Consider the following 24,485-nt stretch of genomic DNA (forward strand, 5'->3'; position numbering starts at 1 on the left):
CGCCACGTACCCCTTGGAGGCTGGCAGATGAGCGGCGGGCTCTACCGCAGCGCGAACGCGCACGGCGGCGGCCTGCCGCCGGACGACGGCGCCACCTTCATCTCGGCCGAGCCGCTGAACCAGCCCGCCGTCGAGGCCGTCGCGCCGCCGCAGGAGGTGGTCGCCGAGACCAGCGCCGCGGCGAACAGCGCGGTGATGGCCATCGGCAGCCTGGTGAGCCGCGGTACGGGGTTCGTCCGCAACCTGATGATCGGCGCCGCGCTCGGCACCATGGTCGGCGACGCGTTCACCACCGCCCAGTTCCTGCCCAACCAGGTGTACGAGTTCCTGCTCGGCGGCGTGCTGACGAGCGTCCTGGTTCCGGTGCTGGTCCGCCGCCGCAAGATCGACGCGGACCGGGGCGAGGCGTACGCGCAGCGCCTGCTCACCCTCGCGGTGCTGGCACTGGCCGCGACCGCGCTGATCGCGGTGCTGCTGGCCCCGGTGCTGACCGCCGTGTACGCGGCCGGTGGCGACGACGCGGCGTACACCACGCTCGTCACCCGGCTGTCGTACCTGATGCTGCCGATGCTGTTCTTCACCGGCATCAGCGCGCTGATCGCCGCGGTGCTGAACACCCGGGGGCACTTCGCCGCCCCGATGTGGGCGCCGATCCTCAACAACCTCGTGTCGATCGGCACGTTCGGCCTGTACATCGTCGTCTTCGGCGCGACCGGCCTCCGGCCCGACGAGGTGGGCTGGGACCGGATCCTGCTGGTCGGCGGCGGCACGCTGCTGGGCGTGGCGGTGCAGGCGATCGGCCTGCTGCCCGCACTGCGCAAGGTCGGCTTCCGGTGGAAGGCGCGGTTCGACTTCCGCGAGCTGGGGCTGCGCGAGCTGGCCCGGCTCGGCGCCTGGATGTTCTGCTACGTCGCGGTCAACCAGCTCGGCCTCTTCGTGGTGGTCAACCTGCTCAACCGGGCCACCGGCGGGGACGGCGAGAACGCCGGCCTGCTGATCTACAACAACGTCTTCCTGCTGCTGATGATGGCGCACGGCATCATCGCCGTCTCGATCATCACCGCGCTGATGCCCCGGATGAGCGCGGCGGCCGCCGAGAACCGGTTCCACGACGTCACCGCCGACCTGTCCCGGGGCACCCGGATGGTCACCGCGGTGCTCGCACCCATCGCGGTCTGCTACGCGGTGCTGGCCGCCCCGATCTCGGTGGTGGTGTTCCGGTACGGCGCGTTCACCGGCGACAACGCGGTGGCCACCTCGACCGTCCTGCTGGTGGCGGCGATCGGCCTGGTGCCGTTCGCGGTGAGCCAGCTCTTCACCTTCGCGTTCTACGCGCTGCCGGACACCCGCACCCCGGCTCTGATCAACATTCCGGTGGTGGCGCTGCGGGTCCTGCTCCAGGTGGGCCTGTTCCTGCTCTTCTCGAACACGTTCGCGGCGGCCGGAATGATGCTCGGCAACGCGGTGTCGTACCTGGCGGCGGCGATCATCTCGGCGATGCTGCTGCGGCCCCGGGTGGGCCGGATCGGGCTGGGCGGGATCATGCGGACGCTCGGCCGGGTGGTCGTGGCGGCGCTCGGCGCCGCGCTCGTCGGCGTGCTCGTGGTCGCGGTGCTCCCCGGCGACCCGGCGAGTCTGAGCTGGCTCGCCGCCGCGGTCCAGTTGGTGATCGGCGGCGCGGCGATCGGCGCGACCTACCTCGGGCTCGCCATGGTGCTGCGGATCGGCGAGATCACCGAGGTGGTCGGGATGGTCCGGCGGCGCCTCGGGCGTTGACCCGCTCGGTGACCGACGGTGAACGAGGATCACCAGGCTGGGGATACGGCTGTGGATAACTTGGAATTCCGCCGTCCAATGGGCCTCTCGGCCTGTGGACAACCAACCGTACGGACGAGGGAGCGCAGGCCGGGGCGGGGAAAACCTCCCCGCCGCCGCACCGGTACGCCCCTGTGCCGCTTCGTTGCCGTCAACCTCTAGATTGGCGGTGCGTGTCCGGCTTGCCCGCCGGGTGGGCGGGCGACCCGGCCGGGGCCCGTGGCGACTGGCCTTCCGGCCGGTCACAGCGGGAAGATGACATGTCGGAGAACCGGGCATCCCGGGTAAGGTCGCTCTCGACGGGTACGACCGGGATCGACGCGGGTGTCGACACCGCGGCCGTTCCACCGAAGGCAGAGCGGGAAGCCACATGCCCAGCAGCACGGGTCCATCGATCGACGCGATCACCGAGGGAGGACGGGTGACCCAGGTCGGCGAGGGTCAGGAAGCGGAGGAGACCTCTCCTGCGGTCGTGACCTTCGGTGCTCCCACGGTCGGTGAGCTGCTCGCGGAGCGGTACGAACTGGTCGAGCACATCAACAACGACAGCGCGGGCCGGCTGGTCTGGCGCGGTGTCGACGTGGTGCTCCGCCGTCCCGTCGCCGTGGTCCTCCGCTACCCGGGTGGCGACTCCGCCACCGAGATGCTTCAGGCCGCGGTCGCCGCGAGCCGCGTCATCCACCCCAACCTGGTCGGCGTCTACGACGCGATCGACGAGGACGACCGGGCCTACGTGGTCCGCGAGTGGGTCGACGGGCAGTCGCTGCGCGAGATGGTCGCCGCCGACGGGCCGCTGGACCCGGCCCGGGCCACCGCGATCGGCAATGCCGTCGCCAGCGCCCTCGCCGCCGTGCACGCCACCGGCATGGTGCACGGCAACCTCCACCCCGGCACCGTCATGATCAGCGACGACGGCCGGGTGGTGCTCGCCGACGCGCGTACCGACGGGGCGGACAGCCAGGAGAACGACCTGCGCGCGGTCGGCGGGGTGCTCTACTTCGCCCTGACCGGGCACTGGCCGCACGGCGAGGCCCCGCTGCACGGCGCCACCGCCGGGCACGGCCGCGCCGCCCTGCCGGACGCCGTCCGGGACGCCGGTGGCGCGATCGCCGCGCCCCGGCAGATGCGCGCCGGTGTGCCCGCCTACCTCGACGACCTCACCATGGACCTGCTCGATTCGGAGATCGCGCCGCCGTCGTCGGACGTGCTGGCCGCCGAGCTGAGCCGGCTCGACATCCCGGCCGACGAGCAGTTCCTGGAGCAGGCCGGCCCGCTGCGTTTCACCGCCGAGCCCGGCGAGGAGCCCTCCCCGCTGGCCGCGGCCGGTGGTCGCAAGGTCGCCATCGGCATCGCCGGTCTGCTGGCTGTGGCCCTGGTCGGGCTGCTCATCGGCATCAACGCGCTCGGTGGTGGCGACGACGGCGGCAAGGAGCCGGTCGCCCAGCCGTCGAACAGCGCGCCGGCCACCGGGGGCGGGGACGAGCCCGCCGCGCAGGTCCGCAAGCTCACCATCGACGACGTACGGATCATCGACCCGGACGGCGACCGCGCCGAGGTGCGCAACGCCGAGAAGGTGATCGACGGGAACGACGACGAGGGCTGGGAGACCAACAGCTACCGCAACAACGGCAAGTTCGGCGGGATCAAGAAGGGCATGGGCGTCTGGATCGACCTGGGCGCCCCGCACTCGGTCAAGCAGCTGGAGGCCACGCTGTCCGCCACGGGCGCCACCGTCGAGCTGCGCACCGGCGCCCGCGGCGACTTCCCGTCCACCTCCGCCGGCGACAAGCAGCTGGTCAACGCCTACTCGACGTTGATCGGGCCGCCGAACGAGGACGGCGGCACCAAGATGATCTTCAACGCGTTCGAGCCCGACCAGAAGTACCAGTACCTGCTGTTCTGGATCACCAAGCTGCCGGCGAAGGACAGCGGCAGCGGCTGGAAGCTCGGCGTCCAGGAGATCGTGGTCCAGGGCTCGTGACCCGGCCGCCGTCCCCGCCGCGCCACCTCCTCCGGATGTGGTGATGGCGGAACGCGACGGCGCGCAGCCCGGCCGCTCCGACCTGGAGCTGCTCCGGGCGCACGCGGCGGGTGACCGGGACGCCTTCACCGAGCTTTTCCAGCGGCACCGGGACCGCCTCTGGGCGGTCGCGCTGCGGACGATCGGCGACCGCGAGGAGGCCGCCGACGCCCTCCAGGACGCCATGCTGTCGGCGCACCGCGCCGCGGCCCGGTTCCGGGGCGACTCGGCGGTCACCACCTGGCTGCACCGCATCGTGGTGAACGCCTGCCTGGACCGGATCCGGCGGCGGCAGACCCACGCCACCGTCCCGCTGCCCGACGGCGTGCACACAGACGGCGAACCGGGCCGGCACACCGGCGGTCCGGAACCGGCCGCGCCGGCCCGCGACCACGACACCGCGCTCGTGGTCCGGCAGGCGCTCGCGGCACTGCCCGCCGAACAGCGGGCCGCGCTGGTGCTGGTCGACGTGCAGGGCTACCCGGTGGCCGAGGTCGCCGCCATGCTCGGCGTCGCCGAGGGAACAGTCAAGAGCCGGTGCGCCCGGGGCCGGGCCCGCCTCGCCGCGCTGCTCGGCCACCTGCGTACCGGCACCGACGCACCGGCCGGCGAAGTGCCGCGGCTCACCTCCGGGAACCGCAGGCGCCCCGAGGGCGTCGGATCCTCGTCGGGAGTGTCCCGTCAGGCCGTCAGCCAGGAGGAGCCGTGACTTCCCGGGAGTTCAGCGAGGTCGACCACGACCTGCTCGCCGACTACCTCGGCGGGGCGCTGGACGGCACCCCCGAGCAGGCGACAGTGGCCCGGCTGGTCGAGCAGGACCCGGCGTGGCGTGCCGCGTACGAGAATCTCGCCGACGCGGTCGACCTGGTCGGCGCCGACCTGGCCGGCTGGGCCGCGGCCCCCGCGCCGGAGATGCCCCAGGTGGTGGCCGACCGGATCACCGCGGCGCTCGCCGGGGCCGGCCCCGCGCTTCGTGACGGCACGCCGGTCGTCCCGGCGCAGCCCGTCGGCGCGAGCCGACCACCCGGCACGGCCCCCCGTCCCGACCGGCACAGCGGCCCCGGCCGTCGTCCCCGGCGCTGGGCCCGCATCGCCGGGCCGGTGGCGCTGGCCGCCGCCTCGGTCGCCGCGGTGGGGCTCGGTGTCGGCCGGCTGGCCGACCCGGGCGACAGCGGTACGGCCGACCAGGCGGCCCGGGAGGCGGCGCCGATGGTCGACGCGCCGTACCGGACCACCGGACCGGCAGTGCGCAGCGGCACCGACTGGACGCCGGAACGCCTCGCCGGCGGCCGGATGCCCGCCGGAGCGAAGTCGATGCCGGAGGACATGGCCGGGCCGTCCGGCGCGGCGAAGGACCGCGCGGAGACGCCCCTGTACACCGAGAAGTACCGCGTCGGCGCGCTCGGCGGGCTGGACCGGCTGACCCGGCCGGAGACGCTCGCCGCGTGCCTCACCGCGATCGGGGCCGAGCACGCCGGCGGGCCGCTCACCGTGAACATGGTCGACTACGCCCGGTTCCAAGGCGCCCCGGCGCTCGTGGTGACGTTCGCGGACGCGGGCGGCGCCCGCTGGGGCTGGGTGAGCGGGCCGGAGTGCGGAGTACCCGGGTCCGGCGCGGACACGCGGTTCCGGACGCGGGTAGGGTGAAAACGCGGTCACGACGCTTGTCCCGCCACGTGACCTGACCCACCGGATGACCGGCTCGGGAATCCCCGCTTCGTACGATGACGTTCTGCAAGTCAGGCGCCGGCGCCCCTAGAGCCGTCGGCCTCGGGATCGACATCGGTGCGGCCGGTGACGAACACACACATCGGGAGACGGCAGTGGACGAGGTCCGCAACCTGATCATCATCGGCTCCGGTCCGGCCGGCTACACGGCGGCGGTCTACGCCGCCCGCGCCAACCTGAAGCCACTGGTGATCGAGGGCGTGCAGTCGGGTGGCGCGTTGATGACCACCACCGAGGTGGAGAACTTCCCCGGCTTCGCCGACGGCATCCTCGGCCCCGAGCTGATGGACAACATGCGCAAGCAGGCAGAGCGCTTCGGCGCCGAGTTCCTCACCGACGACGTGACGCGGGTCGAGCTGAAGGACACCGGCGAGATCGGCTCCGACGCGGTGAGCACCGTGTGGGTGGGCGAGACCGCGTACCGCGCCCGCGCCGTCATCCTCTCCACCGGTTCGGCCTGGCGTCCGCTGGGTGTCCCGGGCGAGCAGGAATACCTCGGCCACGGTGTGTCGTCCTGCGCCACCTGTGACGGCTTCTTCTTCCGCAACCAGCACATCGTGGTGGTCGGCGGCGGCGACTCGGCGATGGAGGAGGCCAGCTTCCTCACCCGCTTCGCCGAGTCGGTGACCATCCTCCACCGCCGCGACTCGTTCCGCGCCAGCAAGATCATGGCCGACCGCGCGCTGAGCAACGAGAAGATCAAGGTCGAGTGGAACACAGTGGTCGAGGAGATCCTCGGCGACGACGGCAAGGTCAACGGCGTACGGGTGCGCAACGTGCACACCGGCGAGAGCAAGGTGCTCGACGTCACGGGCGTGTTCGTGGCGATCGGTCACGACCCGCGCAGCGAGCTGTTCCGCGGTCAGGTGGAACTGGACGACGAGGGCTACGTGAAGGTGCAGGCCCCCAGCACCCGTACCAGCGTGCCCGGTGTGTTCGCGGCGGGTGACCTCGTCGACCACACCTACCGGCAGGCCATCACGGCGGCCGGCACCGGCTGCGCCGCCGCGCTGGACGCCGAGCGGTTCATCGCCACCATCCAGGGCTGAGAGTTCCACGAGCAAGGTTCGGAGGAGAGTTCATAGTGGGAGCAACCAAGGCGGTCACCGACGCCAGCTTCGTCAGCGACGTGCTGCAGTCCGACAAGCCGGTTCTGGTCGACTTCTGGGCGGAGTGGTGCGGCCCCTGCCGCAAGGTCTCGCCGCTGCTGGAGGAGATCGCCGGCGAGATGAAGGACCAGGTCACCATCGTCAAGCTCAACATCGACGAGAACCCGGAGACGGCGCGCGCCTACCGGGTGATGTCGGTGCCGACGCTGACCATCTTCAAGAACGGCCAGCCGGTGCAGTCGATCGCCGGCGCCAAGCCGAAGGGCGAGCTGGTCAAGCTCATCGAGTCGGCGCTCTGAGCCGTACCGACACCGCCGCGACCCCCGTCACCGCACCCGGTGGCGGGGGTTGCGGCTTCCCTGACCTGCATGAACACGAACCCGCTGGGTATCGGCCACGGTACGCTCCGTAGGCATCCGTCGGAGTTCCGGTCCGCCAACGTCCGTGCAGAGGGGGTCGTCGTGCGTCCGATCCGACCCGGTGACCAGGGACCGGCGGTGGCCGAGATCCGTACCGTCCTCGCCGGCCTGGAACTTCTTCCCGCCGAGGCCTGCGGAGACGACTACGACGCCGAGACCGAACGCGCGGTACGGGCCTTCCAGCAGTCCCGCGGCCTCAGCGTCGACGGGCGGGTCGGCGCCGAGACCTGGCGGGCGCTCGACGCGGCCCGCTGGCGGTTCGGCGCCCGCGCGCTCTACCACGCCGTACCCGAGCCGCTGACCGGCGAGGACGTCCGCTCGCTCCAGGAACGCCTGCTGGAGATGGGGTACGACGTGGGTCGCGCCGACGCCATCTACGGCATCCGCACCTCCCGCGCGGTGGCACAGTTCCAGCGGGAGATGGGCCTCAAACCGGACGGCTCGTGCGGGCCGCACACCGTCAACGCGCTGCGCCGTCTCGGCCGCAAGGTGGTCGGCGGGCGCCCGCAGTGGCTGCGCGAGTCCGACGCCATCCGGCAGGCCGGGCCGACGCTCGTCGGGCGGACCGTGGTGATCGACCCGGGCCACGGGGGCACCGACCCGGGCGTGGTGGTGCCCGACGGCACGCTGCGCTGGAGCGAGGCGGACCTCGTGCACGACCTCGCCAGCCGGCTGGAGGGGCGGCTCGCCGCCGCCGGCGTACGGGTGCAGCTCACCCGGGGCCCGTCGCCCGGCGACTGCCTGCCGGACGCGGACCGGGCCCAGCTCGCCAACTCTCTCGGCGCCGACGTGTTCATCTCCCTGCACACCGACGGGCACGCCAACCCGGAGGCCGAGGGCGTGGCCACCTACCACTACGGCACCGACAACGGCGTCACGTCGGCGACCGGCGAACGCCTGGCCGGGCTCGTGCAGCGGGAGATCGTGGCCCGCACCGGGCTGCGCGACTGCCGCTCCCACGCCAAGGCGTGGGAGCTGCTCCGGCTCACCCGGATGCCAGCGGTACGCGTCGAGGTCGGCTACCTCACCTCACCGGACGACCGGGCGCGGCTCGTCGACCCGCGCTTCCGGGACCGGGTCGTCGAGGCCATCGTGGCCGGCGTGCAGCGGATGTACCTGCCGATCGAGCGGGACGTGCCGACCGGCTCGATCGACGTGAGCGAACTGCGGGCGATCGTCGCCGCCGGCACCGTGGTCGACTGACCCGCGGCTCAGCTCGTCGAGCGGGTGGCGGGCGCCGGGCGGACCGGCCGCAGCAGCGTCTCCGGGCTCATCGAGCCGAGCAGCTTCTCCAGCGCGTACTCCACGTCCGACTTCCAGCTCAGCGCCGTCCGCAGCTCCAGCCGCAGCCGGGGGTAGCGCGGGTGCGGCCGGACCGTCTTGAAGCCCACCGAGAGGAAGAAGTCGGCAGGCGCCACGCACGCGCGGGCCGGGTCGTTCGCGTCGTCGCCGAACTTCGCGTCGCCGAACGCCTCGATCGCCTTGATGCCGCGCTTGGTCAGGTCGCGGGCCACGCCCTGCACGAGCATCCGGCCCAGGCCGCCGTCGGCGAAGGCGGGCACCACGTGCGCCGTCATCAGCAGCGCCGCGTCCGCCGAGACCGGCGAGGTGGGAAACGCCATCGAGCGCGGGACGTACGCCGGCGGGGCGTACATGACGAAACCGGCCGGCATGCCGTCGACGTAGACGAGCTTGCCGCAGGAACCCCACTCCAGCAGCGTCTGGGAGACCCACGCCTCCTTCTCCAGGCCCGGGTCACCTGCTGCGCAGGCCCGCTCGGCGGAGACCGGATCCAGCTCCCAGTAGACGCACTGCCGGCAGGATCGAGGCAGGTCCTCCAGCGTGTCCAGGGTCAGGCTGACCAGACGTCGCGACATGAGCGCACCCCACCAATAGGCTCGGAGCGCCGGTGAGTCCCGCGCCCTCCTACTCCCGACGAGCGATCGTACGCCCCTGTCCGGCGGTACGGGAGGGAACGCGCGAACCCCCGCCCGGACGGCCGACCGGCGGGTCCGGGATGTGGACGTGTCCACACGGCCGGTGCCGCGACCGTCACCGGGGACTACGATCGACCAACCGGCCCCCGCCGCCAATGGATGTCGGCATCGCGGGTACCACACCGGGCGGCAGCCCCGCCGACACCCGATCGAGGTGATGTCCATGACCGGCACGACGCTCGACGACTACACCGACCGGTACGCCCGGCGCGTCCGCGGGATGACCGCCTCGGAGATCCGGGCACTCTTCGCGGTGGCCAGCCGGCCGGAGGTCGTCTCGCTCGCCGGTGGGGCACCCTACATCGCGGCGCTGCCGCTGGACGCGGTCGGCGAGATGCTCGGCCGGCTCGGCTCCGAGCACGGCGCCACCACCCTCCAGTACGGCATCGGCCAGGGCACCCTCGAGCTGCGCGAGCGGATCTGCGAGGTGATGTCCCTGTCCGGGATCGACGCCTTCTGCGGCGCCTCCCCCGAGGACGTGGTGGTCACAGTCGGCGGCCAGCAGGCCCTCGACCTGGTGTCCCGCCTCTTCCTGGACCCGGGTGACGTGGTGCTCGCCGAGGGCCCGACGTACGTCGGCGCGCTCGGGGTGTTCCAGGCCGCCCAGGCCCAGGTCGCCCACGTGCCGATGGACGACGAGGGGCTCATCCCGGAGGCGCTGGAGGTGGCCATCGCCGACCTGGCGCGCGCCGGCCGGCGGGTGAAGTTCCTCTACACCATCCCCACCTACCAGAACCCCGCCGGCGTGACGCTGAGCGAGGAGCGGCGCGAACGGGTGCTCGACATCTGCGAGCGCGCCGGGCTGCTCGTAGTGGAGGACGACCCGTACGGTCAGCTCGGTTTCGAGGGCGAGGCGCCCAGGCCGCTGCGGGCCCGGCGGCGCGACGGGGTGTTCTACCTGAGCACGTTCTCCAAGACGTTCGCGCCGGGCCTGCGGGTGGGCTGGATCCTGGCCCCGCACGCGGTCCGCGACAAGCTGGTCATCGCGAGCGAGGCGCAGATCCTCTGCCCGAGCGCCTACGCGCAGTCGGCCGTCTCGACGTACCTCGGCACCATGCCCTGGCGGCAGCAGCTCAAGGTCTACCGCGAGGTCTACCGCGAGCGCCGGGACGCGCTGCTCGACGCGATGACCGACCTGATGCCCGAGGGCACCACCTGGACCACGCCGCGCGGCGGCCTGTTCGTCTGGGCGACGCTGCCCGACGGGCTCGACTCCAAGGCGATGATGCCGCGCGCCGTGGCCGCCCGCGTCGCGTACGTGCCGGGAACCGGCTTCTACGCCGACGGCACCGGCACCGGGAACATGCGGCTGAACTTCTCCTTCCCGACGCCGGAGCGCATCCGCGAGGGCGTCCGCCGGCTGGCCGGGGTGATGGAGCAGGAGATCGCCATGCGCAAGGTCTTCGGCGCGGTCGGCGGTGCCGGACCCCGCCGTCGGCAGGGCGGCTCGGACGCGCCCGGTCCCGACTTGGCATGATGCCCGCATGTCCGACAGCCCTGCCGCACCGCCTCCCGTGACCGGATCCGCCGCCGACGAGCTGCACGTGCTCGTGCTCGCGGGCGGCCTCTCCTACGAGCGGGACGTCTCACTGCGGTCGGGGCGCCGGGTGCTCGACGCGCTGCGCGCCGTCGGTGTCGACGCGGAACTGCGCGACGCCGACGTGGCGTTGCTGCCCGCGCTGACCGCCGACCCGCCGGACGCCGTGGTGATCGCCCTGCACGGCGCCACCGGCGAGGACGGCTCGCTGCGCGGCGTCCTCGACCTCTGGGACGTGCCCTACGTCGGTTGCGACGCACGGTCGTCCCGCCTCGCCTGGGACAAGCCTTCTGCGAAGGCGGTGCTGCGCGAGGCGGGCATCCCGACGCCCGACTGGGTGGCGCTGCCGCACGACCGTTTCTCCGAGCTGGGCGCGGTGGCAGTCCTGGACCGGATCGTCGACCGCCTCGGGCTGCCGCTGATGGTCAAGCCGGCGCAGGGCGGTTCCGGACTGGGCGCCGCCGTGGTCCGGGAGGCGGCGTCGCTGCCGGCCGCGATGGTGGGTTGTTTCGCGTACGACCAGACCGCGCTCGTGGAGCGCTACGTCCCCGGGATGGACGTGGCGGTCTCCGTGCTCGACCTCGGCAAGGGGCCGCAGGCCCTGCCCCCGGTCGAGATCGTGCCGCGCAACGGCGTCTACGACTACGCGGCCCGCTACACCGCTGGGCGTACCACCTGGCACGCGCCTGCCCGGCTCGACGCCGCGACGACCGCCCGGGTGACCGAGGTGGCGCTCGCCGCGCACACCGCGCTGGGCCTGCGCGACGTGTCCCGGGTCGACCTGATCGTCGACGCCGGAGGCGACCCGCACGTGCTGGAGGTCAACGTCTCGCCGGGCATGACCGAGACGTCGCTGCTGCCGCTGGCGATTCAGGCGGCCGGGCTGGACTTCGGCCGGGTGCTCGGCACGCTCGTCACCCGGGCCGCCGCCCGCCGTCGCTGACCTCAGCTCTGCGCGGTACGCGCCGCGCCCTCACCCGGTCGCGCGTTCTCCGCTGTCGTGCCGTCCTCGTCCGGCGCGCTTCCCGCCCGCTCCTGCTCGTCGGACTCGTCTCCGGTGTCGGTTGCCGGGTCGGAAACCGGGTCGGACACCGCGTCCGGCGCCGGCCTCGACGCCGGGCTCGATGCCGGGTTCGATGCCGGGTTCGATGCCGGAGGGCCCACCGAGGGGTCTGAGACGGCCTCTGCCGCCTCGGACTCGGGGATCTCGTCCGCAGCCTCGATCACGGACGCGGCTTCCTCCTCGGGCTCCTCAGCGGCGTCCGCGGACGCGGTCGGGGAGAAGCTCGACGGAGCCTGCCACTGGATGCGCGGCGGCTCGGCGAGCGGCCGGCCGCCGAACTCGGCGAGCCACGCGGCCACCATCGCCAGGTTCTCCCGCCACTGCGCCTCGGAGATCGGGGGCAGGATCGAGTCCCACAGCGACAGGAACGTGCCCCGCAGTTGCAGCCGCCCGTACGGCCGGGCCAGGAACCACAGGTGCAGGTGTGCCGAGCCGTCACCCCACCGGTTCACGTGGACGCGGGCCACACCGTCGAGCGAGCGGACGGCCCGCTCCAGGCGGACGGTCATCACGCCCAGCTCGGCGGCGAGCAGATTCGGCAGGTCGCCCAGATCCAGGTGCGACCGGGACTCCAGGATCAGGACCATCGGCAGGCCGGTGGGCCGGTCCATGGCGCGGACGCGCCACCGCTCACCGACCCAGATGTACGCCTCGTCGGGCGCGTTGCAGGCGGTGCACTCCCGGTCCGCCTCGCCGCGGCGGGGAGGTTCGAAAGGTACGGGCTCGTCGAGCTGCTTGACGCGGAGATCGCCCTCGAAGGGGAAGGACGGCCACTGGGTGAAGTCGGGAACTGAGGGAGGGGTGTCCGGCACGACGCTGACCCTAACCGAGTTGGCGACGCCTGTCCCTACCTGTTCCACAGGCCGCGCACCGGTTGTCCACCACGTTGTCCACAGGCTGCCGAGATCACCAGTACAGCGCGTCATGCACTGCTCAGCAAGGGTTTCCTCGCTTCGTTTCACGTGAAACGAAGCGGGCCTGTGGACAAACCCTGTGGATAACCCTGAACGCGTCTGGGCCCGTTCTTCCAACGATCCGACGACCGATCCGCACCGGGCGCCGGCGGCTTCTTCTCGTGCGTGTTTCACGTGAAACGGCGGGACGTACTGGCCCTCCGTCGGGCGCGGGTCGCCTCGCTCCCTACGCCGAGCCGGCGCCTTCCCGGGTACTGCTTCTTCGGGCTGGCTTCTTCGGGCTGGCGGCAAGACAGACGAGTCATCGGGAGAACGCCGGCTGGAACGGGCCGCGAGACGGCCGCCCTCGGGGAGGCGGTGGCGTTCCGCGAGGACTACCGCTCAACCCTCATACTCCGAGCGCCGCGCCTCATCCATTTGTGCTCGGCGCAGCTCAACGCGCGGACGGGAGTGGAGCGCCGCCGTTCCACGTGAAACGGAACGCCAACCTCACGGGGTTCGCGTGCGCTGATGAGGCTGTGGGCCAGGCACGGTCCGCTAGGACGGCACCGTCCGCGGGAGTCGAGAGGCCGGGCTTACCGCGCACGGTTCGACGGTTCGGGGTCGTCGTGCCCGGCCCGATGGTCGGAGGTGGTCGTGCCCGGGGCTCGTCGTACACGGCGCTCGTCATACCGATCCGATGCGTGAGGCTCGCCAGCAGCGCCCGGCCCTCTGGCTCACCTCAGGCGCTCGCGGTCCCCGCCTCATCCGACGGCCTGAGGTCCACTCCTCATCCGACATCCTGAGGGCCCCGCCTCATCCGGCAGGACGGAACGAAGCGCACACGGCCGGCCCTGCGGCGCAGCGAGGCCCAGCCGGCTCCGGCCAGTCGGACCGAGTGCCGAGTGCCCGGTGCCCGGTGCCGAGTGCCGAGTGCTACTTGCCGGTGGAACCCGGCTTCACCGCGAGCCGGAGCCGTCAGGCCCCGGCGCTCAGCACTGCGGCCGAGTCCGCGTGACGGGCGCGGCCCTGAAGGAATGAGCCCCTCCGTACCGGGGGGAGACCAGGGTTCGCCCCCTGGGTGGTTCTTCCGACGCACGCTCGGTTCGCGGCGGATCGGCGGCGCGCTCCGGGCCGACGACCAAGCCGTGGATCGGGCAGACGAGCCAGTCAGTCAAGGGACGGGTTCCTCACCCGTTGAAGCCGGCTCGGCTCCTATCGGCACCGACCGGCTGGTGCCGGCCTTCATCGCTGCCTGCCGGCTGGCACCAACTCTCATCGCGGGGCCGGCACCGGCCCGAGTGACGTCGAGCGCCCTCTGGAATGTCCGGCCGTTCAGCCTGTCGCCTGTCGCCCGGCACCCGGCACCCGGCCAAGCCCACAAGATCCTCGACGAGTGCAGCACGCCTCATCCGCCTCTCCCCGTTTCACGTGAAACCACGGGCGGCGGTTGGCAGCCGACGAGCCCGGCACGATCAGGGAGACGAGCTGCCCGATCCGGTCGCGCAGATGCGGCACCGACAGCGGCCCTCGAACACAGATCCGGCCGCACCCCCTCATCGGGCGGTGCGGCCGGATCGACAACCGGAGGAACCGGGCTACGCCTGGGGCTGCCCGTCCTCGCCGACACCGATGATCCCGACGATCCGTTCCAGGTCGTCGACGGTGGCGAACTCGATCGTGATCTTGCCTTTGCTGCGGCCGATGTCGACCTTCACCCGAGTGTCGAACCGGTCGGAGAGCCGGTCCGCGAGATCGGTGAGCGCCGGGGCGTGCGGCTTCGGCCGGCGCTTGGCGGCGGCCGACTTCGCCGGCTCCTCGGCGAGCGCCAGGTGTACCAGTTCCTCGGCGCCCCGGACGGTGATGCCCTCACGGACGATCCGCTCCGCGAGCGCCTCCTGCGCCTCGGCGTTGTCGAGGCTGAGCAGAGCCCGGGCGTGGCCGGCGGACAGGACACCGGCAGCGACTCGGCGCTGCACGGCGGGCGGCAGATTCATCAGCCGGATGGTGTTGGAGATCTGAGGGCGGCTGCGGCCGATCCGCCGGGCCAGCTCCTCGTGCGTGGCACCGAACTCCTCCAGCAGTTGCTGGTACGCCGCGGCCTCTTCGAGCGGGTTGAGGTTGGCGCGGTGGATGTTCTCCAGGAGCGCGTCCCGGAGCATCGCGTCGTCCTTGGTGTCCCGGACGATCGCGGGGATAGTCTCCCGGCCGACCGCCTGGGCGGCACGCCAGCGCCGCTCGCCCATCACGAGTTCGAACTTCTCGGGGTCGAGCTGGCGAACCACGATGGGCTGGAGGAAGCCGACCTCCTGGATCGAGGTCTTCAGTTCCTCCAGCGCCTCCTCGTCGAAGACGTGCCGGGGCTGCTTCGGGTTCGGCACGATCGCGTCGACCGGGATCTCCGCGAAGCGGGCACCGGGCACCGGGCTCAGCTGAGGCTCGGGCTCCACGGCCGGAAGCGGGGTACTTCCGACGCCGCCGGTAATGGCAGCGGTCGCGCCTGCGACCGGAGCCGACGGCGACGCGGCAGCGGCCGACGACTCCGGCTCGGCTGCCGCCGGCTCGGCGCCCGGTACCGGTCCGGTGGGAATGAGGGCACCGAGCCCTCGGCCCAGTCCGCCGCGGGGACGGTTCTTCATGCGACGCCTCCCAGCGACATCTCCGCACTACGCATTCCGGCTCACCGGCTCCTTGACGCCTCGCTCCGCGATCTCCTGGGCGGCCTCGAAGTAACTCGTGGCCCCCCGCGAACCGGGATCGTAGGTCATCACCGACTGGCCGTAGCTCGGCGCCTCGGAGACACGCACGTTGCGGGGGATGACGGCCTGGAGGACCTTGTCGCCGAAGTGGTTCCGGACGTCCTGCTCCACCGCGTCGGCCAGCCGGGTACGCCTGTCGTACATGGTGAGCAGGATGGTGGAGACCTCGAGCTTCGGGTTGAGGTGCTGACGAACCAGGTTGATGTTGTTGATCAGCTGGTTGAGGCCCTCCAGCGCGTAGTACTCGCACTGGATCGGGATCAGCACCTCCTGCGCGGCCACGAGCGCGTTGACTGTGAGCAGGCCGAGCGACGGCGGGCAGTCTATGAAGACGTAGTCGAAGTGCCCCGGGTACGCGGCGATGGCCCGCGCCAGGCGGGACTCCCGGGCGACCACCGAGACCAGTTCGATCTCGGCACCGGCCAGGTCGATCGTGGCCGGTACGCACCACAGGTTCGGGATGCCCTCGACGGCCTGAGCCACCTCCTCCAGCGGCACGCTGTCGATCAGGCAGTCGTACACGTCGGGCACGCCCGTGTGGTGTGGCACGTTCAGACCGGTGGAGGCGTTGCCCTGGGGGTCAAGATCGACCACGAGAACCCGGTTGCCGTGCAGGGCGAGCGCCACTGCGAGGTTCACGGTGGTGGTCGTCTTACCCACGCCGCCCTTCTGGTTGGCGACGCACATCACCCGGGTCCGGTCGGGGCGGGGCATGGTGACCTCGCCACTGGGATTCAGGATCTGCACGGCGCGCATCGCCTCCATAGCCAACGGTGGATCATCCTCTTCGCGCGTCGGGGTTTCACGTGAAACGTACGTGCTGGCGTCTACCTCGTCCCCGTACCCGTCTGCCTGTGGCGTGTCGGACGGTGCCACGGTGACCTCGGGGACGGCCTGGTGCGGCACGGCCGAGACGGGCGGCTGGGGTTCGTAGCGGGTGGGCACCGCGGCGTTCGCCCGCACCGCGGGCGGGCGCGGGGTCGGTGCGTTCACCGGACCGTCGGCCGGGTCGAGCGGGTCGCGGGCCGGCGGTACGTTCGCCGGCACGGACGAGACAGGACGCACGGGCCCGGCGGCCGGCGACTCCCGTCGCTTGGACGGCTGAGCCGGGTGCGGGGAAGACGGTTCGCCGGACTCGTTCACCGTCCACTCCTGGTAGTTGGTTTCACGTGAAACGGGGTCGGCGGAGGGCTGGCCCCCTGGTCCGGTCAACCGTGGATCGTCGTACCTGCCGTCGTCATGCACCTGTCATCCCTACCCGCTCCGGATGGTCGGTCCGCACCCGTCGAATCGCGTCCGCGCCTCGCGTGGCGCTGTCGGCTCGGCGGGAAACCGTCGGGTTCGGGTGCCGCCCGGCACCGCCGTTCCACACTATCGACGCGCGGTCAGCCTACGGCCGACGGGCGCGGTGGGTCCATGTCGGGTTGCGATCGATCGCGTCACGCCCCACCGGTCCAACGACCGGACGGGGCGTGCGGAATGGCGTACCCCTCAGCGGTCACCGCGACGGCGACCGCCGCGCGACCGCTTCGGCTTCTTCGGACGACGCGGGTTGACCACGCGCTCCCGGACCACCTCGACCACCGTCGCCGGGGGTTCGATCACCCCTTCGCCGCAGCGATGCAGTTCCGGCGTCCCACCGCCGAGGCGGATCACGGCCTCGGCGTGCTCGGTGATCTCGTCGGCCGCCGATGCGCCCTTGAGCGCGACGAGCCGGCCGCCGGGAGCCAGGAGCGGCAGGCACCAGGAGGCGAGCCGGTCCAGCGGCGCCACCGCGCGGGCCGTCACGATGTCGGCGCTCAGCGGTTCCCGGTCACGCGAGCCGGCCGCCGCCTCCTCGGCCCGCCCACGGAACACACGGACGTCCCGGGTCAGGCCGAGACGCTGTACCGCCTCGATCAGGAAGGTGGTCCGTCTAGCCAGCGGCTCCACGAGCGTCACGGTCAGGTCCGGACGCGCGATCGCCAGCACCAGACCGGGCAGCCCGGCACCGGAGCCGACGTCGATCACGCTGGCGCCCTCCGGGATCCGTTCCGCCACCACCGCGCAGTTGAGCAGGTGCCGCTCCCAGAGCCGCGGCGTCTCGCGAGGGCCGATCAGGCCGCGGACCACGCCGTCGGTGGCGAGCAGTTCGGCGTACGCGGCGGCCAGGTCGAGCCGATCGCCGAACAACGCGCGGGCGGCCTCCGCCAGTTCGGGCGGCAGCGTCGCCGACGCCGGATCGGGCGCGGCGTCACCGTCCACGAGGGACGGTGCGTCCTCCGACGGCTCCGCGAAGACCGGGTCGGCCACCGCGGCCGGGTCGGTCGGCGTCACATCCGCCGCCTGCTCACCGGAGAAGGCGGGTGTCACGTCCACCGCCGGGTCGGCGGGCTCGATCCCGCTCACCACCGCCGGCTCGGCGGAGAAGGCGGGCTCGCCGGGGTCGGTCCCGGCCTTTCCCGGGTACGCCGGGTCGGCCGGACCGTCCTCGTCGGAGAAGACCGGGTCGATTGTGTTGTCGGGGCGCACAGCCGACGGCCCGGGCGGCGTACCGCCCGGGCCGGTCGCGGCTCCTGCCGTCGTCTCGTCGGAGATCACGGACCTCAGTCCGCCACCGGCCGGACGATGATGCGGCGGTTGGGCTCGACGCCCTCGGACTCGCTCTCCACCCCGCTCATCGCGTTCACCACGTCGTGCACGCACTTGCGCTCGAACGCGGACATCGGCTCCAGGCGCACCGGCTCGCCGTGCTCCTTGACCTTCTCAACCGCGTTCTTCGCCACGGCGGCCAGCTCCTTGCGACGGGCGGCCCGGTAGCCGCCGACGTCGAGCAGCAGCCGGCTCGGGGTGCCGGTCTGACGGAACACGGCCAGCCGCGCCAGCTCCTGGAGCGCCTCCAGAGTCGCGCCGCGCTGGCCGACCAGGTTCTGGAGCCGGCCGCCGACCACCTCGACGACCGGACGGCCACCGGAGACCAGCTCGTCGATGTCGCCGTCGTAGTCGAGGATGTCCAGCAGACCCTCGACGTAGTCGGCGGCGATCTCGCTCTGCCGGAACAGGTCGCTCTCGGCCGGGGCCTTCTTCTCCCGGGCCTCGCCTGCGGCGTCCTCGGTCTCGGTGGCGGCGGTAACGGGGGTCTCCTCGTCCAGGGACTGGTCGGCGCTGGGGATGCTGGTCTCGGTCACGGGTCTCATCTCCGTACTCGCTCGGCCGGACCGTCGGGGGTCCGCTGGTCTCCCGGGGCCGGCGGGAGGTTCGCCGGGTGCCCTCGGGCACGTCTGTACGGGCCAGTTTCGCCCGTGTCCGCGCTCCGCGCGGCGATTCCGGCCCGGCGCCGACTCCTCGGATGGCAGCACACGGCCGGAACGGGCCACCGCCGGCGTCGCGACGGTGGCCCTGTGGGCTCAGCCCTGTCGCTTGGCGGGCTTGCTGCCGCCCTTCTTCGGGTTGACCGGCTTGGCGCCCGGCTTGGGGCCGGCCACCTTCGGCGCGGCGGCCGGAGCCTTCGCCGGCGGCTGGGCCGCCTTGCGGCCGAACAGGCCACCGGCCTTCGTCGGCTGCGCCGGGCTCTTGGCGGCGCTGGTGCTCTTCGCGGTCGGCGGCGGCGGGAACTTCCGCAGCACCCACTGCTGCTGACCGAGCGTGAAGAGGTTGTTGGTGACCCAGTAGATGATCACACCGATCGGGAAGATCGCCCCCGAGATCAGCAGCGACAGCGGGATGCCGTAGAGCATCAGCCGCTGCACCATGCGCTGCTGCGGGTCTTCGGCCCACCCGGTCTTGAGGATCATCTGACGGCTGGTCAGGTAGGTGGTGGCGATCATGATGATCACCAGGATGCCGGCGACGACCTTGACGGTGCCGGTGCTCGCGCCCAGCCGGCTGAGCTCCTCGGCGGTGGAGCCGAACTTGCCGGAGATCGGCGCGGTGAAGAGCGTCGCGTTCGAGGCGCTGTTGAACTGGTCGACGGTCCAGCCGTACAGGGTCTTGCCCTGGTTGTCCGGGCTGAGGCGGCGCAACGTGTGGAACAGGCCCAGGAAGACCGGGATCTGGAGGAACATCGGAAGGCAGCCCATGAGCGGGTTGGCCTTTTCCTTCCGATAGAGCTCCATCATCTCTTTCTGGAGCGTCTCCCGGTCACCCTTGTGCTTCTCCTGGAGCTCCTTCACCTTGGGCTGGAGCGCCTGCATGGCACGCTGCGACTTGATCTGCTTGACGAAGACCGGGAACAGGATCACCCGGACCGTCACCACCAGGAAGATGATGGCGAGGATCCAGGCCCAGTTCGTACCGATCACGGCCCCGACCGGAACTCCGATGGCGTCCCAGGCCGAGTGCCAGGCCAGCAGGATCCACGAGATCGCGTAGTAGATCCAGTCGAGACTAAACACTCAGGCTCCAGTCACGTCGGAACGGCGGTCGCCCGGCTCCGGAACCGGGTCGTGTCCACCAGGGTGGAAGGGATGGCAGCGCGACAGCCGACGGACCGTCAGCCAGGCTCCCCGCAGCGCACCGTGCCGGGACACCGCCTCCACGGCGTAGGCACTGCACGACGGGTAGAACCGGCAGCGGGCCGGCAGTGCCGGACTTATCCACCGACGGTACGCGATGATAGGCGCCAGCAGCATGCGGGCACCGGTTGTGGGCGACGGAGTCGCCGTCGTCGGGCCGGTCACCGCGACCGCCGTCCCCGGGGCGCCCGCGCGGCGGCGAGGGCGGCGTCCAGGTCGGCCCCGAGCCGGGCGTACGTCGCGTCGGCGGCCGCGGGCAGTGCGCGTACCACGAGGGTGGTGCCGGCGGGCAGCTCGGCCAGCCGCTCGCGGACCAGGTGCCGGAGCCGACGGCGGACCTTGTTGCGGACCACCGCGCCGCCGACGGCCTTGGACACGACGAAGCCGGCGCGGCTCGGTGCGGAGGTCTCCGCACCGATGCTTCGCGCCGGCTCCGGCGAGAGTGTCGCGGTGGTGCCGATCGGCTCGGGGAGGGTCAGGTGGACCACGACGGCGCCACGGCCGACGCGTCGGCCACCGCGAACCGCTGCGGCGAAGTCGTTACTGCGCCGCAGTCGTTGTGCGGCGGCCAGCACGACTGCCCACGTCCCCGGACCGGACCTGTCGGCGTCAGGCCGACAGGCGGGCGCGGCCCTTGGAGCGACGGGTCGAGATGATGGCGCGGCCGGCACGGGTGCGCATGCGCAGCCGGAAGCCGTGGGTCTTCGCGCGCCGGCGGGTGTTCGGCTGGTAGGTGCGCTTGCTCACGTCAGGCTCTCCGTTGTCGTACGCCCCGCGCGGCGGATCGCCCGGGGTCGTGTGCTGGTCCAGATCACCTGTCGGTGACCTCCGATCGGCGCTGCCGTGACACTCTCCCCGGCGATGCGGGTGACAGCCACGGACAGCAAGCATCAATCACCCTAGCAGAGGGCGAGAGAGCAGCCGCTCCAGCCTACGCAGGGGCGCAATGACCGTCAACGTCACACTCGGGCGTCCGACCTGCGGGCAAGCGCGACCGAAGGGGCGGTTTTCACTGATGTTGCCAAGGTCGTCAGGGTGTCGCCGGTTGATGCTGTGGGGTCCGCGCTGTTAGCGTGCGCGATTGCGGTCGGCGTCGGGGGTCCGGGGTTTGTCGCCGATCGGCAAGACCGGACACGCTGTTGAATCGTTCGGCACGGTGAACCCGCTTCAACGCCTCCATGGATCGAGGGGGGCAGGTCCGACCCGCGTCCGGTGGGCGGCCACAATCGGTCGGTACACAGGCTGTGGATAACTTGTGGATGACGACCGGTCAGCCGTCCGGGCGGGCGTGAGAAGGAGCAGGCGAGGGGGTGGCACGACGGTGACCGGAGCGACCGACCTTGCCGCGGTGTGGGCGGCGACCACCGACGAACTCGCCGACGAGATCATCTCCGCGCAGCAACGGGCGTACCTCCGGCTCACCCGGCTGCGGGCGATCGTCGAGGACACCGCGCTGCTCTCGGTGCCGGACGCCTTCACCCGGGACGTGATCGAGTCCCGGCTCCGCCCGGCCATCACCGAGGCGTTGAGCCGCCGGCTCGGCCGGCCGATCCAGGTGGCGGTCACCGTACGGGTCGCCGACGACCCGCGCGCCCGCCCGGCCGGCACGGTCTACCGCAGCAGCCCCGAGCCGCTGCCCGAGCACGACGGCGCCGCCCCGCTGCCCGGCTTCGACCAGCCCGGCCCGCACGCGTCCGCCCCGGCCTACCCGTCGCCGCGCCCGGAATCCGGGTACGCCGAGTCCCGCCCCGAGCCCGGGTACGCCGAACCGCACCCGGAGCAGCCGCTCGACGAGCCGGCGCCGCGCCAGCGGACCGCCGACGGCGGTCGCCCGCACCTGATCCCGGCCGGCCGCGACGCGCAGGACACGCTCTTCAGCGCCGCGTTCGCCGAGCCGGTGCGTACCGCGCCCGAACGCCGCGCCTTCGACGAGCGCACCCGGGTCGAGCCCTCGGTGCCCGACGCAGGCGGATACGAGCCCCGCTACCGGGAGAGCCCGGCCGCCGACCCCGCGCCGATGCGCGGCCGGCCCCGCGACGACGCCACCGACAACGGCCCCGGACGGGGTGGCACCGACCACCACCGCCCCGGCGGCGGCCAGGCCGACCGAAGGCTCCCCGGCGGTACGGAGAGCGGCGGCAACCGGCTCAACCCGAAGTACATGTTCGAGACGTTCGTCATCGGCTCGTCCAACCGGTTCGCGCACGCCGCGAGCGTGGCAGTGGCCGAGTCGCCGGCCAAGGCGTACAACCCGCTGTTCATCTACGGCAGCTCCGGACTGGGCAAGACCCACCTGCTGCACGCCATCGGGCACTACGCCACGACGCTCGGCAACGCGCGCTCGGTCCGGTACGTCTCGACCGAGGAATTCACGAACGACTTCATCAACTCCCTGCGTGACGACAAGACGAGCGCGTTCCAGCGCCGCTACCGGGACGTGGACATCCTCCTGATCGACGACATCCAGTTCCTGGAGAACCGGGAGCGGACGCAGGAGGAGTTCTTCCACACCTTCAACACGCTGCACAACGCCAACAAGCAGATCGTGATCACCTCCGACCGCTCGCCGAAGCAGCTGGCGACGCTGGAGGACCGGCTGCGTACGCGGTTCGAGTGGGGCCTGCTCGCCGACATCCAGCCGCCGGACCTGGAGACGCGGATCGCGATCCTCCAGAAGAAGGCGGCTCAGGAGCGGCTGTTCGCCCCGCCGGACGTCCTGGAGTTCATCGCGTCCCGGGTGTCGAACTCGATCCGCGAACTGGAAGGTGCGCTGATCCGCGTCACCGCCTTCGCCAGCCTCACCCGCTCCTCGGTCGAGCTGTCGCTGGCCGAGGAGGTGCTGCGGGACTTCATTCCCGACGGCACCGGCCCGGAGATCACCGCGGATCAGATCATGGTCTCCACCGCCGATTACTTCGGCGTGAGTCTGGAGGACCTGCGCGGCCACTCCCGCTCACGGGTGCTGGTGAACGCGCGTCAGGTGGCCATGTACCTGTGCCGCGAGCTGACCGACCTGTCGCTGCCCCGGATCGGGCAGGCGTTCGGCGGCCGGGACCACACGACTGTGATGCACGCGGACCGCAAGATCCGCCAGCAGATGGCGGAGCGGCGTTCGCTGTACAACCAGATCGCCGAGCTGACCAACCGCATCAAGCAGAACACCTGACCGTTCCCTCTGCGCCGCCTCCCTCGCCTCCCGCCTCCCTCACCTCCCCGGTCCCGCTGCTCCGCGGTGATCAAGGAGTTTGTGTCGGGAGAGACGACATTCCTGCCCCAAACTCCTTGGTCAACAGAGTGGGGCAGGGCGAACGCGCGGACGTCGCCGAGCGGGGAAGCGTCGGTGTCCCACTGCACCGGCAACTCCACGACCGGCCCCACCCCTCGGCCAGCATCTACGCGCAGACTCCACTGCAGATCTTGGAAGCTTTGCGCCCCCATAGGGGCCGTTTCCTACCAAGATCTTTCGGGAGCTGAGCGCCGAACCTCAGCGTTTCCGGATCGCGGCCACGGCAGGCACCCCCGGACGGCCGGCAGCCAGAGAGCCGCGAGCCGGAACGACCCGCTAGCCCCGAACGACCTGCTAGCCCCGAACGACCTGCTAGGCCGAACCCGCTAGGTCGGCACCCGCTAGCCCGGAGGCAGGAGCCCAAGGGCGGAGCCGGGAGGAGCCCGGGGACAGGAGCCGGCAGCCCGGGCCTCCTGCGGACCGCCGCGGGCCCGTCGGGACGACCGGCCGCCTCTGCGACCCACCCACCGCCACGGTCCCGCCCTCACCCCCGACCTCCCCGTCGATCATGAAGTTGACGGTGACAAACCGGACGCCCAATGCCGCCAACTTCATGATCGACACGAGCGGGGCAGGAGTGAGGGCGGGGGCGGGAGTGAGGGCGGGAGCGGGCGGGCGGGAGTCCGGCGGCGGAGGAGGTGGGCTCGGTGGGCGGTTGAGGTGATGAAGGTGACCATCGGCGGCGGACGCGCGGCGGAGGCGGGCGGTTGAGACCGGTGGCAAGTAGCCGACAGAGGGAACGGGTTGACCCTCGACCCGGTCGAGGGCCGAGGATCGGTCGTGTGCTCGTCCACAGCTCGTACCCGTTGTCCACAGCCCCTGTGTCACAGGCGGTGGACAACCACGCGTCGCACTCGACCGGTTACCCACAGACTGTGGACAACTCCTGGGGACGAAGCTGTGGATGCCTGGGGATGACGATCACGTTGTCCCCAGAAGACGGCCTGCCTGTGGGCAGGCTGTTGAAGGTTCTGGGGATGACGGCTGTGGACGCTGCCGGCGCTGTCCACAGCGCTGGGGAGAAAACCGGTGGATTACCGGTGGACAACCGGTGGACAGCCGTGGAAAACCCGGCGGCAGGCGGGGGCTGTGGACCGGGACACGAGTTTTACCCCTGGTTCTCCACAGCCAAACCACCGGTGGATAACGTGTCTGACCTGCGCGGACGCGGGTTCTCCACAGTTTGCACAGGTGCGATGAAGACGATGAGTTATCTCTTCTAAACAACAAAAACCAATCATCACCGTTGGACTTCCTGTGGATCGGGCCGAAGCACTGCCGTCGGCAGTCGCCCGGGCATCTGGATCCACGGGGTCGGGCGCACAGCCGATGCCCCAGCGCCTTAAGGTGCGATGGGTACCCGCAC

Annotated in this window: 20 protein-coding genes; 10 read left to right on the forward strand and 10 right to left on the reverse strand. The window is 71.7% G+C overall.

Annotated features, from left to right (window positions below):
- Positions 1-27: 27 nt before the first annotated feature.
- The 7 genes from murJ (at position 28) to GA0070562_RS00840 (ending at position 8,294) form a co-directional block, all read left to right on the forward strand.
- On the forward strand, positions 28-1,776 hold the full coding sequence (murJ, locus tag GA0070562_RS00810) for a murein biosynthesis integral membrane protein MurJ (protein ID WP_091413504.1): 1,749 nt from the start codon (positions 28-30) through the stop codon (positions 1,774-1,776).
- A 409-nt stretch (positions 1,777-2,185) separates the two neighbouring features.
- Positions 2,186-3,796 carry a protein kinase family protein gene (locus GA0070562_RS00815; RefSeq protein WP_175438581.1) on the forward strand — a complete coding sequence of 537 codons (1,611 nt, stop codon included), beginning with the start codon at positions 2,186-2,188 and terminating at the stop codon, positions 3,794-3,796.
- Positions 3,797-3,839: 43 nt separating this feature from the next.
- Positions 3,840-4,544, forward strand: coding sequence for an RNA polymerase sigma factor SigM (sigM, locus tag GA0070562_RS00820; RefSeq protein ID WP_091413507.1), 705 nt, complete (start codon positions 3,840-3,842; stop codon positions 4,542-4,544).
- Positions 4,541-5,482, forward strand: a complete 942-nt coding sequence (locus GA0070562_RS00825; RefSeq protein ID WP_091413509.1) for a hypothetical protein — start codon at positions 4,541-4,543, stop codon at positions 5,480-5,482. Before sigM ends, GA0070562_RS00825 begins: the two co-directional genes overlap by 4 nt.
- A 176-nt stretch (positions 5,483-5,658) precedes the next feature.
- Positions 5,659-6,612, forward strand: coding sequence for a thioredoxin-disulfide reductase (gene trxB, locus GA0070562_RS00830; protein WP_091413511.1), 954 nt, complete (start codon positions 5,659-5,661; stop codon positions 6,610-6,612).
- A gap of 35 nt (positions 6,613-6,647) precedes the next feature.
- Positions 6,648-6,971 carry a thioredoxin gene (gene trxA / locus GA0070562_RS00835; RefSeq protein WP_013289375.1) on the forward strand — a complete coding sequence of 108 codons (324 nt, stop codon included), beginning with the start codon at positions 6,648-6,650 and terminating at the stop codon, positions 6,969-6,971.
- Positions 6,972-7,133: 162 nt separating this feature from the next.
- On the forward strand, positions 7,134-8,294 hold the full coding sequence (locus GA0070562_RS00840) for an N-acetylmuramoyl-L-alanine amidase (RefSeq protein WP_091415964.1): 1,161 nt from the start codon (positions 7,134-7,136) through the stop codon (positions 8,292-8,294).
- Positions 8,295-8,302: 8 nt separating this feature from the next.
- On the opposite strand, the gene GA0070562_RS00845 is transcribed toward GA0070562_RS00840, so the two are convergent.
- Positions 8,303-8,968 (reverse strand): GNAT family N-acetyltransferase, encoded by a 666-nt coding sequence (locus tag GA0070562_RS00845; protein WP_091413513.1) that lies wholly within the window; start codon positions 8,966-8,968, stop codon positions 8,303-8,305.
- 283 nt (positions 8,969-9,251) lie between these two features.
- On the opposite strand from GA0070562_RS00845, the gene GA0070562_RS00850 reads away from it, so the two are divergent.
- Entirely contained in the window at positions 9,252-10,565 is a 1,314-nt protein-coding gene (locus tag GA0070562_RS00850) for an aminotransferase-like domain-containing protein (protein WP_091415967.1), read from the forward strand.
- Between the two features lie 7 nt (positions 10,566-10,572).
- The gene (locus GA0070562_RS00855) at positions 10,573-11,568 is read left to right on the forward strand and encodes a D-alanine--D-alanine ligase family protein (RefSeq protein ID WP_013477531.1); all 996 of its coding nucleotides are present in this window, start codon (positions 10,573-10,575) and stop codon (positions 11,566-11,568) included.
- A gap of 2 nt (positions 11,569-11,570) precedes the next feature.
- Here GA0070562_RS00855 and GA0070562_RS30510 read toward each other — a convergent pair whose 3' ends face one another.
- The 9 genes from GA0070562_RS30510 to rpmH form a co-directional block, all read right to left on the reverse strand.
- Positions 11,571-12,500, reverse strand: coding sequence for a hypothetical protein (locus tag GA0070562_RS30510; RefSeq protein WP_254663701.1), 930 nt, complete (start codon positions 12,498-12,500; stop codon positions 11,571-11,573).
- A gap of 1,679 nt (positions 12,501-14,179) precedes the next feature.
- The gene (locus tag GA0070562_RS00865; protein WP_091413515.1) at positions 14,180-15,220 is read right to left on the reverse strand and encodes a ParB/RepB/Spo0J family partition protein; all 1,041 of its coding nucleotides are present in this window, start codon (positions 15,218-15,220) and stop codon (positions 14,180-14,182) included.
- A 27-nt stretch (positions 15,221-15,247) separates the two neighbouring features.
- Positions 15,248-16,585, reverse strand: coding sequence for a ParA family protein (locus tag GA0070562_RS30845; protein ID WP_091413527.1), 1,338 nt, complete (start codon positions 16,583-16,585; stop codon positions 15,248-15,250).
- A gap of 246 nt (positions 16,586-16,831) precedes the next feature.
- The gene (gene rsmG, locus GA0070562_RS00875; RefSeq protein ID WP_307800321.1) at positions 16,832-17,584 is read right to left on the reverse strand and encodes a 16S rRNA (guanine(527)-N(7))-methyltransferase RsmG; all 753 of its coding nucleotides are present in this window, start codon (positions 17,582-17,584) and stop codon (positions 16,832-16,834) included.
- Between the two features lie 341 nt (positions 17,585-17,925).
- Complete coding sequence (locus tag GA0070562_RS00880) at positions 17,926-18,516, reverse strand: Jag family protein (RefSeq protein WP_091413532.1); 591 nt, start codon at positions 18,514-18,516, stop codon at positions 17,926-17,928.
- A 210-nt stretch (positions 18,517-18,726) separates the two neighbouring features.
- Positions 18,727-19,713 (reverse strand): membrane protein insertase YidC, encoded by a 987-nt coding sequence (gene yidC / locus GA0070562_RS00885; protein WP_091413534.1) that lies wholly within the window; start codon positions 19,711-19,713, stop codon positions 18,727-18,729.
- Positions 19,714-19,950 carry a membrane protein insertion efficiency factor YidD gene (gene yidD / locus GA0070562_RS00890; protein ID WP_208577689.1) on the reverse strand — a complete coding sequence of 79 codons (237 nt, stop codon included), beginning with the start codon at positions 19,948-19,950 and terminating at the stop codon, positions 19,714-19,716.
- Positions 19,951-19,994: 44 nt separating this feature from the next.
- Complete coding sequence (gene rnpA, locus GA0070562_RS00895; protein ID WP_091413538.1) at positions 19,995-20,408, reverse strand: ribonuclease P protein component; 414 nt, start codon at positions 20,406-20,408, stop codon at positions 19,995-19,997.
- A 34-nt stretch (positions 20,409-20,442) separates the two neighbouring features.
- Positions 20,443-20,580, reverse strand: coding sequence for a 50S ribosomal protein L34 (rpmH, locus tag GA0070562_RS00900; RefSeq protein ID WP_091100492.1), 138 nt, complete (start codon positions 20,578-20,580; stop codon positions 20,443-20,445).
- A gap of 574 nt (positions 20,581-21,154) precedes the next feature.
- On the opposite strand from rpmH, the gene dnaA reads away from it, so the two are divergent.
- Complete coding sequence (gene dnaA, locus GA0070562_RS00905; RefSeq protein ID WP_091413540.1) at positions 21,155-22,999, forward strand: chromosomal replication initiator protein DnaA; 1,845 nt, start codon at positions 21,155-21,157, stop codon at positions 22,997-22,999.
- Positions 23,000-24,485: the final 1,486 nt, after the last annotated feature.

The organism is Micromonospora tulbaghiae (genome assembly GCF_900091605.1).
Lineage (GTDB): Bacteria > Actinomycetota > Actinomycetes > Mycobacteriales > Micromonosporaceae > Micromonospora > Micromonospora tulbaghiae.